The sequence below is a fragment of the Streptomyces sp. NPDC006430 genome, from assembly GCF_040612395.1.
Lineage (GTDB): Bacteria > Actinomycetota > Actinomycetes > Streptomycetales > Streptomycetaceae > Streptomyces.
Map to the genome: position 1 here is coordinate 34,052 of NZ_JBEXQA010000041.1, position 10,460 is coordinate 44,511.

The following is a 10,460-nucleotide window of genomic DNA, read 5'->3' on the forward strand; positions in this document are numbered from 1 at the left end:
CGAACACCCTCCGCGAAGGGATGCGCAGAACCTGTAGCGAACCGAGGGCTACGGCTGCCCCGGTCCCACCCTCCAGACCCACACGTCCTGCACCTTCTCCGGCTGCCTGCCGAGCAGCTCGCTGAGCATGTCCCGCAGCTCCACACCCCGGTCCTGGAACGGCAGCACGACCGCGCCCGCCTTCCAGAACGCGAGGTCCTGCCGGGCCTGCTCCCGCCAGTCCGGAGTGATCTCCGGCGGCTGCGCCCCGTAGCGGACGTCCCTGAGGAGGTTCGAGAGGTGCCGTGGCGTGGCCCCGTAGATCCCGATCCGGTCGGGCCCCCACGGGCCGTTGAAGTAGCCTCCGGCCAGCCGGAAGCCGAAGTCCGCCTCGACCTGCCAGTGCAGCGCGTCTGCCTGGCCGGGGTCCGGCAGCGGTACCGGAACCAGTACTTCGCCGTCCTTGACGTAGCCCTTCCACGAGCCCGAGGCGATGAACGCCGGCACCGGCGCCCGCTCCCGTACGGCCAGCGGCAGCGGGAGCACCGGGATCAGCGCCGCCGCCACCCCGAGCAGGCCGAGCGTACGCAGCTCGCGCGTCCGCACACGTCCGATCCGGTCCAGCGCGAGGGCCAGCAGCACGCCCAGAACGGGCGCGCACACCATCGCCACGCGCCCCTCGATGACCGACTCGAACAGCGGCAGCTTGACCATCAGCCGCCAGGGCCCCGGCAGCACGACGTCCGTCCGCGGGACGGGCACCCACGGCCCGAGGGACAGCAGCAGCGCGACGGCGCCGGTGATCGCCAGCGCGCGGACGGCCGCACGGCGCCACATCCACACGCACACGGCAACGCCGAAGGCCAGCAGGGGCCAGCCGTAGAAGGCGTTCTGTTCGGTGGTGTTCAGCGAGAGCCGCCCCGCCGTCTCGGCATTGCCGAAGAGGGAGCGGGCGGCGTACTCGACCAGGGCGCGCGGGCTGTTCCCGGCGTTGTCCCCGTGCAGGACCGAGTGGTAGCTCTGCGGGCCGAAGAACTGCCAGTACAGCGGGAAGGCCAGCAGCGGCAGGCACACGGCTGCTGCGACGACCAGGCCGCGGCCCAGCGGGCGCGCGGCCTGGAGCGCACGCCTACGGTCGACCAGCAGGTAGGCGAGAGAGAAGACCAGCATGCCGAGCGCGGCGATGAGCAGCGGCTCCTCGCCGAGGAAGATCTGGTACGTCGCGAACAGGCCGAGCAGGACCCCGTCGCGGACCACGCCGCGGCCCTGGTTGCGCCCCTCGCACAGGCGCAGGGCCCGGTCGATGATCAGCGGGATCATGAACAGGACGACGAAGTTCGGGTGGCCGTTGGCGTGCGACACCATCGGCGGTGCGAACGCGGCGAGCGCCCCGCCCGCGGCTGCGGCCCAGCGGCTGTCCACGAAACGGCGGCGGATCAGCCAGTACCAGGTCCAGGCGCTGGCAGCCATGCCGAGCGTGAGGACCAGGGCGAAGGTGACGGTCTCGCCGAACAGGAGCGTGACCGGGATCAACGGGACGGTCAGGCCGAGCATCGTCGCGTTCGCCATCAGGTTCACCCCGTCGGGCATGCCCTGGGCGGTGGTGAAGAGCGGATTGCGCAGGTGGGTGATGTTGTCGGTGGCGACGCCGACGAACCACTCCCACTGGTTCTGGTCCTGGAGCGCGTCGGCCAGGTAGCGGCCGTCGAGGTCCGCCCACAGCCCGTGGAAGACGTACGCGGAGAGGGCGATGAAGACGGCGGCGACGGCGAGGCCGCCGGCGTTCAGCCGGAACAGCTCGACGAGCGCGCGGCGGCGGTCGCCCGAGACCCGGCGGCGGGCGGTCTTCCCGGCAGCCCGCTCGGGGCTGCGGCGCACCGGCACCTCGGCCACGTCCCAGCCCTGGCGGCGCACCCAGCGCAGCACCTCTGCGTCGATGGCCGGGCCGTCGAGGGCCGAGGCGCCGAAGGCGGCGCGCGCCCGGTCGCCGTCGAACAGGGCGAAGCGACAGGTATCGGAGCGGAAACCGGGTATTCCGGGGATGCCGAGGGCGCGGACCAGGCGGTTCCCGGACCGGCCGAGGACCGCGCAGACGGACCCCTCGGCCCGGAACCCGTCGCCCTGGTTGCCCTGGTTGCTCTGGTTGCCCTGGTTGCTCTGGTTGCTCTGGTCGAGGGCCTGCTCAAGGCGGTCCAGCTCGTCCAGTGGCGTCGTGAGGCCCGCATCGGCGAGCAGCACCCGTCGGCCGGCGCAGGCGAGCACCCCGGCGCGCAGCGCAGCGCCCCTGCCGCGGTGGCGGTCGGAGCGGATCAGCCGGATCCGGGGCTCCTCGGCCGCCGCGGACTCGACGACCGGGGCCGTGCCATCGGTGGAGCCGTCGTCGACGACGACGAGCTCCCAGGTGCCGGGGCCGGTGCCGAAGCGGGCGTCGAGGTGTTCGCGCAGGGCGTGGAGCGTCGCGCCGATCCGGTGCTCGTCGTCGTGGGCGGGGATGACGACGGAGAGCCCGACGGCGCCGAGCCAGGCCGAGGCGGCGGGTTCGGCGGTCGGCGCGGGCGTCGTGGGCATCGCCGTCGCGTCGGTCACGTCCGTCGCGTCCGTCGCATCGGTCACTTCTGTCGCATCGGTCCGGGATGCGCGGTCCGCGCTCGCGCCGCTCACGTGCCGACCGGCTTCAGACCCGCAGCCCAGTCCAGGCTGTGCTGGTTGTACGCGTACACGAGGCGCCGTACCTCGTCGGCGTCCGCGCAGGTCACCGCGTCGACCAGCTCGTTGTGGCCGGACCACAGCCCCTGGTGCGGATGGGGCTCCGCCTTCAGGTGGGGCACGGCGAAGACCCAGCACTGCACGCGGATCCGGTGCAGGAAATCCGAGATGTACGTGTTGCCGACCAGCCCGCTCAGCTCCCTCCAGAAGCGCAGGTCGTAGCCGATCAGCACTTCGAGCGAGCCGCTCTGCGCGGCCCGGCACGCCTCTTCGGCACGACGGCGCACCGACACCAGCATTTCGCCGGAGCCGGGCGCGGTGCCGCGCTCGACGAGCCGCCGGAAGATCCCGTCCACTATGAGCGTACGGGCCTCGATCATCTCCCGGAAGTCGTCCACGGAGTAGACGCGCACGCGGAAGCCCCGGTGCTGGACCGATTCCAGCAGCCCCTGGGCCGCGAGGTCGACCAGTGCCTCGCGTACGGGGGTCGCGGAGACCTCGTACTGCTCGGCGATCTGCTTGACCGTGAACTCGGTGCCCGGTGGCAGGCGTCCCGCGAGCACCTCGTCGCGCAGCGCGTCCGCGATCTGCTGGCGAAGTGTGTTGCGGGTGACAGCGCCGCTGCCTGACATAGGGGTCCGTCTCCTCAGTAGAACTTCGGACACCATAGGCCAGGCAGCGAGGCCGAAACCGATCGATCGTGGACCGTTATGCGGGGACGGGGGTCCCTCCGGATGATCAGCCGCTCGTGGTGTGCCGGTCCGCGACCGTCAGCGCCTCGTCCAGCAGGGCCAGCCCCTCCTTGGCCTCCGCCTCCGTGATGGTGCAGGGCGGGACGACGTGCGTCCGGTTCATGTTGACGAAGGGCCACAGGCCGGAGGCCTTGCAGGCCGCCGCGAACTCGGCCATCGGCGCGTTGTCGGCCCCGGCCGCGTTGTACGGGACGAGCGGCTCGCGCGTCTCCTTGTCCCGTACGAGTTCCAGGGCCCAGAAGGTGCCCAGACCCCGGACCTCACCGACCGACGGGTGCCGCTCGGCGATCTCGGCCAGCGCCGGACCGATCACGTGCGCGCCGAGGTGGGCGGCGTGCTCGACGACGCCCTCCTCCGCCATGGTGTTGATCGTCGCCACGGCGGCGGCGCAGGCCAGGGGGTGACCGGAGTACGTCAGGCCGCCCGGGTAGGGGCGGGTGGCGAAGGTCTCGGCGATGGCGGCGGAGATGGCGACGCCGCCGAGCGGAACGTATCCGCTGTTCACGCCCTTGGCGAAGGTGATCAGGTCGGGGGTGACCCCCCAGTTCTCGGCGGCGAACCACTTGCCGGTCCGCCCGAAGCCGGACATGACCTCGTCCAGGATGAAGACGATGCCGTACCGGTCGCAGAGCTCGCGCACGCCCGCGAGGTACCCGGGCGGCGGGGTCATGATCCCCGCGGTGCCGGGCACGCTCTCCAGGATGATGGCGGCGATGGTCGCCGGCCCCTCGAAGGCGATGGTGTCGGCGAGGTGGGTGAGGGCGCGCTCGCACTCCTCGGCCTCGGTGGTGGCGTGGAAGGCCGAGCGGTAGAGGTACGGGCCCCAGAAGTGGACGACCCCGGCGGCGGCCGTGTCGGAGGGCCAGCGGCGCGGGTCGCCGGTCAGGTTGATCGCGGCGGCGGTGGCCCCGTGGTACGAGCGGTAGGTGGAGAGCACCTTCTGGCGGCCGGTGTGCAGCCGGGCCATCCGTACGGCGTTCTCGACGGCCTCTGCGCCGCCGTTGGTGAAGAAGACCTTGTCCAGGTCTCCGGGGGTCCGCTCGGCGATCAGGCGCGCGGCCTCGGAGCGGACGTCGACGGCGAAGCCGGGCGCGAGGGTGCAGAGCCGGCCGGCCTGCTCCTGGATGGCGGCGACGACCTTGGGGTGCTGGTGGCCGATGTTGGTGTTGACCAGCTGGGAGGAGAAGTCGAGGTAGCGCTTGCCGTCGTAGTCCCAGAAGTACGACCCCTCGGCCCCGGCGACGGCGAGCGGGTCGATCAGGGCCTGGGCGGACCAGGAGTGGAAGACGTGGGCACGATCGGCAGCCTTGACGGCCGCGCCGTTCGAGAGGTGCGAGCCGTTCGAGCCGATCGGACCGGTGGCGACATGAGGGGTCATGCGGTCACGCTAAAAGTGCGCAGGTGGGAAGGGATATCGGCGGACTGTCTGTGGGTGGGGGCCGGGTCTCGGCAGTGTGTCTGCACGCCGCCAGGTGATGGACAGCACACTGCCGATATGACAGCCTGCTGTCATATACCCCTGAGGAGGCGGCCCCGATGACCTCGACCACGCCCACCGCACGTCCGGTCCACCTGGCGGTCTACGACACCTACGCCGACTGGGAAACCGGCCACACCACCGCCCACCTCACCCAACGCGGCCACCAGGTCCGTACGGTCGGCTTCGCCGCCGCGTCACCGGTCACCACCATGGGCGGCATCCGCATCCAGCCCGACCTCGCCCTCGCGGACCTCTCGCCCGAGCACTCCTCCCTCCTCATCCTCACGGGCGCCTCGCTCTGGGACACCGGTGACGAACTGGCGCCCTTCGCCGAGAAGGCCCGGGAGTTCCTGGCGGCCGGGGTGCCGGTCGCGGCGATCTGCGGCGCCACGGCCGGACTGGCCCGTGCGGGCCTGCTCGACGCCCGCGCCCACACCAGCGCGGCTTCCTCCTACCTGGCCCAGCAGCCGGGCTACGCGGGCGCCGCGCGGTACGTCGAGGCCGACGCGGTGACGGACGGCGACCTGATCACCGCGGGACCGACGGAACCGGTGGCCCTGGCCCGGGAGGTCTTCGCCCGGCTGGACGTATACAAACCGGACGTCCTGGACGCCTGGTACCGCCTCTTCCACGACTCGGACGCGAGCGCGTTCCCGGTCCTGATGGCGGCGGCGGAGCGCGGAGATGCCTGAACCCGCGTCGTCGCCCGCGCCGCCACCGGCACACGCCCGCGCGTCCACGTCCACGCCCGCGTCCATGCCCGCGTCCATGCCCGCGTCCACGTCCACGCCCGCGTCCGGCCTCGGACCTGCGTCCGCACCCGCGCATGCCGCTGCCGCTGCGCAGCTGTCGTCGCGGGCCCGACAGGACCTGCTGAGCCGCACCGCGCTCGGGGTCTTCGGGCTGAACGGCCGGTTCCTCGCGATCTCGGAAGACCTCGCCAGGCCGGCCGGGCTGACGGCCGCCCGGTGGCAGGTGCTGGGCGCCGTGCTTCAGCAGCCCCTGCCGGTGGCGGGCATCGCCCGGGTCATGGGCATCACCCGGCAGAGCGTGCAGCGCATCGCGGACCTACTGGCGGCCCAGGGCCTGGCGGAGTACGTCCCGAACCCGGCCCACCGGCGGGCGAAGCTGCTGCGCCCCACGCAGGAGGGCCGGGCCGCCATCGCCCGCATCGGCCCGGGCCACGCCGCCCTGGCCACCCGCTTGGCGGAAGAACTGGGCGAGGCGGCCTTCGCGGAAACGGTCCACGTCCTCGACCGGCTCACGGCGGCCCTGGACGCCCTTACGGCACCTCCCCTCGCCCCCGCCACGCCGGCCGGCCTCTGAGGCGCTGGCCCGGACGAAACCCGTGCGGCGGCCGCCCCTACTGCCGGACGCGGATCGCGTCGACGTCAACAAGCCCGCGAGCAAGGCTTGTTGCCCGTGAGACACCCGCCGCACATTGCCGCACTTGGGCCGCTGACCGTCATCACCCGGCTGTGGGAGCGCAGAGCAGCCCGCGACTGACCCGCCGTGTCGCAGAGTCACGCGAACTCGCCACGATGGGCCGTGCCCTGGCGGGTCGTTGCACCGGCCTCCATCGCCGTCGCCGTCTGCGTCTCCGTTGCCGTCTGCGTCTCCGTTGCCGTTGCCGTTGCCGTTGCCGCCGTAGGTCATCCCCGGCACGCAGGTCGACCGCCCTGGGGATGCCGCCTCATGGAAGCGTGCGGCTCGGTCCGTGGCTCGCAGGTATCCCCTGTCATACCTGAGAGCCACCCTGAAAGGCCGGTCCCCAGTGTGACGCCATCGATGCCCCTCAATTCCTAACTTCGACACCAGAGAAGACGCGAAGGAAAGCCCACCTCTCTGGACCGAGCGAAGGAAGAGGGACCCGCCATGCCCCGCCCCGAAGGACGCCCCGAAGGACGCAGCGCCGGACGCCCCCGCGGTCGTCTGCGCCGCACCCTGTTGGCGGGCCTCGTCGCTGCGGCCGTCGTGCTGCCGGTGTCCGCCGCCGCCTCTCCCGATGTCCCCGCTCCTGCACCCGCCGCTTTCTCCGAACAGAGCGCGCCCCGGGCCAAGTACGCCGCCAACCGCGCCAACCTCGCCGAGGCGGCCCGCATGGCCCAGGAGGCCGGCCGCACCGGCCGAGCCGCCAAGCTCCGCGCCATGGAAGCGGACGGAACGGCCCAGTTCCTCGCCTTCGACGGTCGCGGCAAAGGGCGGGCCGTCGAGGTGCTCGGCGATCTGGAGACCGCCGACCGGGTCACCGTCCTGATACCCGGTTCCGACACGACGTTGGACACCTACCAGAGGTTCCGGACCGGGGCGCTCGCCCTGCAGCAGCACCTCCGAGCCGAGCACGCAGGCTCGGCCGTGGTCGCCTGGCTCGGGTACGACACCCCCGGCACGGTCAGTACGACGGTCCTGACCACGGACCGGGCGGACGCAGCCGCCGCCGAACTCACCTCGTTCCTCACGCACTTGGGGCAAGACACCCTGCCCGATACCCGGCTCTCCCTCCTGTGCCACTCCTACGGGTCCGTGGTCTGCGCCCGAACCGGCACCGGCCCCAAGGTCAGTGACGTGGCCCTCTTCGGCAGCCCGGGCACCGGCGCCGACTCCGCCGCCGACCTGCCCACCGGCGCTCGGGTCTGGGCCGGTCGGGGCGGCAGCGACTGGATCGCTCACGTCCCCCACGTCCGCCTCGGAGGAATCGGCTTCGGTACCGATCCCGTGGATCCCGCCTTCGGAGCCCGACCCTTCCGGGCCGGACCCGGCGGGCACAGCGACTACCTCAAGCCGGGCACCGAGTCCCTCGACAGCCTGACCCGCATCGTCCTCGGCACCGCCATGCCCATCACCCCGGAGGTCCCCCGTGCGTAAGCCGCGCGCCCGATGGTCTTCCCTCGCGGACCGCATCGACGCCGGAACACCCGCCGACCGGGACCGGACCGTGGACGCACTGCGGGCCTTCGCCATCCTCGGCGTGGTGCTGGGGCACTGGCTGGTCACCGCCCTGAGTACCGCCAACGGCGGCCTGAGCACCACCAGTCCGCTGTCCCATATGCCGTGGCTGGCACCGGTGTCCTGGATGTTGCAGACGCTGGCCGTGTTCTTCCTGGTCGGCGGCCATGTCGCTGCCCGCGGATACGCCTCGGCGCGCGAGTGCGGGATGTCGTACCGGATATGGGTGGGGCAGCGCCTGTCGCGACTGTTCCGGCCGGTCGCCGCGGTACTCACCCTCTGGACCGTCGCGGCGGGCGGGATGCTACTCGGCGGGGCGGAACTGAGCACCGTCCAAACGCTGCTCAAGCTTGTCCTCTCCCCCCTGTGGTTCCTCCTCGTCTTTGCCGCGCTCACCGCCGCGACCCCGCTCGTGGCGCGGGTCAACCCGCTGTGGCCACTGGCCGTGGTGGCGGGCGTGGACCTGTGGCGTTTCGCTCTCGGCGGGCCCGAGTGGATCGGCTGGGTCAATGTGGCCGCCGGCTGGCTCGTCCCCTACACCCTCGGCGTCGCATGGTCCCGCGGCGCGTTCGCCCGGCGTGCCCCGGCCGCAGTCCTGGTGGGCGCGGGCGCGGCCGGGGCCGCTGCGCTGGTGGTGTGGGGTGGGTATCCGGCGTCGATGGTCGGTGTTCCCGGGGCCTCGATATCGAACCTGAACCCGCCGACGCTGGCCGCCGTCGCGTTCGGTCTCGCCCAGTGCGGGCTGGCCTTGCTGCTCCGCGAGCCGCTGGCGCGGGCCATGCGGCGGCCACGGGCCTGGGCGAAGGTGGCGCTGGCGAACCTGTCCGCGATGACGATCTTCTTGTGGCACCAGACGGCGATGATGGCCGTCACCGCGCTCGGGCTCCTGGCACCCGTCGATCTTCCCGGGCTCCACACCGTGCCCGACTCCCCGTATTGGATAGCCGCCCGGCTGCTGTGGCTTCCGGCGTTCGCCGCCGCGCTGAGCGTCTGTTGGGCCGCGTTCCGCAGCTACGAGCAGGCCGAGCGCCCGCAGCGGAGCGCAGCGACGCGGACGGTCGCGGATCCCCGCCCCACCGCCCTCCCCCGGCTGGAACCGACCGAAGAGATCAGTCATGCCTAGGCTGGCCGACGTGAACGAGCAGAGCGAACCCCTGGCCGCGCCCGTAGCCCAGGCCAGGTATCCGGCCACGGTCAACACCCCACCAATGAAAGCGGACTCGGGCCGGCCCGTCACGGCCCGGGGCGAGTTCCTGCGGACCCTGGCCGGGGACCTGCTCACCCTGGATCGGGACCCGCTGCCCAAGATGTCCCGGCCGCGCTGGCTGAACCGGCTCCCTCATCTGGCGGTCGGCTACGCCGCCTTGTTCTTCGGCTTCCTCACCACGGAACAACTCGGCGACCACTACGGCGTCACCGGCGGGCTCCCGCTGGTGACGGCGCTCGTGACCGGCGCCTCCATCCTGCTCGCGATGTTCCGACCGATCGCGGGCTGGTGGCTGGGACTGCTGGCGGGCGGGCTGAGCGCCTGGCAGATCCACGGCCACGTCGGGTCCGGACAGACCTGGCCCTGGACTGCGGGCGGGCTGTTCGCCCTCGCGCCCGTGCTGCTGCTGGTCGCCCTGCGCGTGCCGCCCCGGGTGACCGTCACGGTCGTCGGCGTCTCCCTCGCAGGCACCGGGCTGGCGGAGGCACTGTTCAAGCCGGAGCACAGCCAGAGCAGCGTCCTGCCGGCAGTCCTGCTCTACGGCTTCGTCGGCCTGCTCGGATACGCCCTGCGGGCCACCCGGCTGGCCCGCGGCAAGCTCGTGGAACAGGAGACGATCACCGAGGAGGAGCGGGCCCAGCGCACCCTGCTGGAGGAACGCAACCGGATCGCCCGCGAGCTGCACGACGTCGTCGCCCACCACATGTCGGTGATCTCGATCCAGGCGCAGGTCGCACCGCACCTGGTGGACAACCCTTCCGCAGAGCTCAAGGAGAACCTGGCGGGCATCCGGGAGAACGCGTTGGAGGCCCTGACGGAACTGCGCCGGGTCCTGGGCGTGCTGCGCTCCGAACAGCCGGACGATCCGGCGAACCCGCACCATCCACAGCCCACCCTCGCCGAACTGGACGGCCTCGTGGACAACGTGCGCAGTGCCGGGCTGGCCGTCACCACCGAGATAGCCGGCACACGGCGCCCGCTCGCCCCGGGGGTCGAGCTCACCGCGTACCGGATCGTGCAGGAGGCGTTGAGCAACTGCCTTCGCCACGCGCCCGGTTCACGGGTCGAGGTCGGCATCGCGTACGGCCCGCGCGAACTGCACCTGTGCGTCGCGAACAGCGCGCCGACCCGTCCCGCGCCACCCTCGCAGGGAGCCGGGCACGGGCTGCTGGGGATGCGGGAGCGGGCAGGCATGCTGGGGGGCGAGCTCACCGCCGGCCCGCGCCCCGGCGGCGGGTACGAGGTGAGCGCCGTGCTCCCCATGGATCCCGAGACGAAGAAGGACTGAAGAGGACGCATGAGTTTCCTGAGTCAACCTCTATGCCGCCAGAGGCTCGTCGGTGGGCGCGTTGATCTTGCTGTTGGCTTGGTGGATGGCGGGGTCGTAGCA

Annotated in this window: 8 protein-coding genes; 5 read left to right on the forward strand and 3 right to left on the reverse strand. The window is 72.2% G+C overall.

Going from position 1 to position 10,460, the window contains the following annotated elements:
* Window positions 1-48: 48 nt before the first annotated feature.
* The 3 genes from ABZZ20_RS33185 to ABZZ20_RS33195 form a co-directional block, all read right to left on the reverse strand.
* Entirely contained in the window at window positions 49-2,592 is a 2,544-nt protein-coding gene (locus ABZZ20_RS33185; RefSeq protein ID WP_356876110.1) for a glycosyltransferase, read from the reverse strand.
* A gap of 44 nt (window positions 2,593-2,636) precedes the next feature.
* Entirely contained in the window at window positions 2,637-3,317 is a 681-nt protein-coding gene (locus ABZZ20_RS33190; protein ID WP_356876112.1) for a GntR family transcriptional regulator, read from the reverse strand.
* Between the two features lie 106 nt (window positions 3,318-3,423).
* Window positions 3,424-4,815, reverse strand: a complete 1,392-nt coding sequence (locus tag ABZZ20_RS33195) for an aspartate aminotransferase family protein (protein WP_356876114.1) — start codon at window positions 4,813-4,815, stop codon at window positions 3,424-3,426.
* Window positions 4,816-4,973: 158 nt separating this feature from the next.
* Here ABZZ20_RS33195 and ABZZ20_RS33200 point away from each other — a divergent pair, with 158 nt between their 5' ends.
* The 5 genes from ABZZ20_RS33200 to ABZZ20_RS33220 all read left to right on the forward strand — a co-directional run bounded on the left by ABZZ20_RS33200 (window position 4,974) and on the right by ABZZ20_RS33220 (window position 10,358).
* Entirely contained in the window at window positions 4,974-5,609 is a 636-nt protein-coding gene (locus ABZZ20_RS33200; RefSeq protein ID WP_356876116.1) for a DJ-1/PfpI family protein, read from the forward strand.
* Window positions 5,610-5,685: 76 nt separating this feature from the next.
* Entirely contained in the window at window positions 5,686-6,243 is a 558-nt protein-coding gene (locus ABZZ20_RS33205) for a MarR family winged helix-turn-helix transcriptional regulator (protein WP_356876118.1), read from the forward strand.
* Window positions 6,244-6,792: 549 nt separating this feature from the next.
* Window positions 6,793-7,782, forward strand: a complete 990-nt coding sequence (locus ABZZ20_RS33210; RefSeq protein ID WP_356876120.1) for an alpha/beta hydrolase — start codon at window positions 6,793-6,795, stop codon at window positions 7,780-7,782.
* Window positions 7,775-8,986, forward strand: coding sequence for an acyltransferase (locus ABZZ20_RS33215; RefSeq protein ID WP_356876122.1), 1,212 nt, complete (start codon window positions 7,775-7,777; stop codon window positions 8,984-8,986). Before ABZZ20_RS33210 ends, ABZZ20_RS33215 begins: the two co-directional genes overlap by 8 nt.
* Before the next feature lie 10 nt (window positions 8,987-8,996).
* A complete protein-coding gene (locus ABZZ20_RS33220; protein ID WP_356876124.1) occupies window positions 8,997-10,358 on the forward strand; it encodes a sensor histidine kinase in 1,362 nt (453 codons plus the stop codon).
* Window positions 10,359-10,460 lie beyond the last annotated feature (102 nt).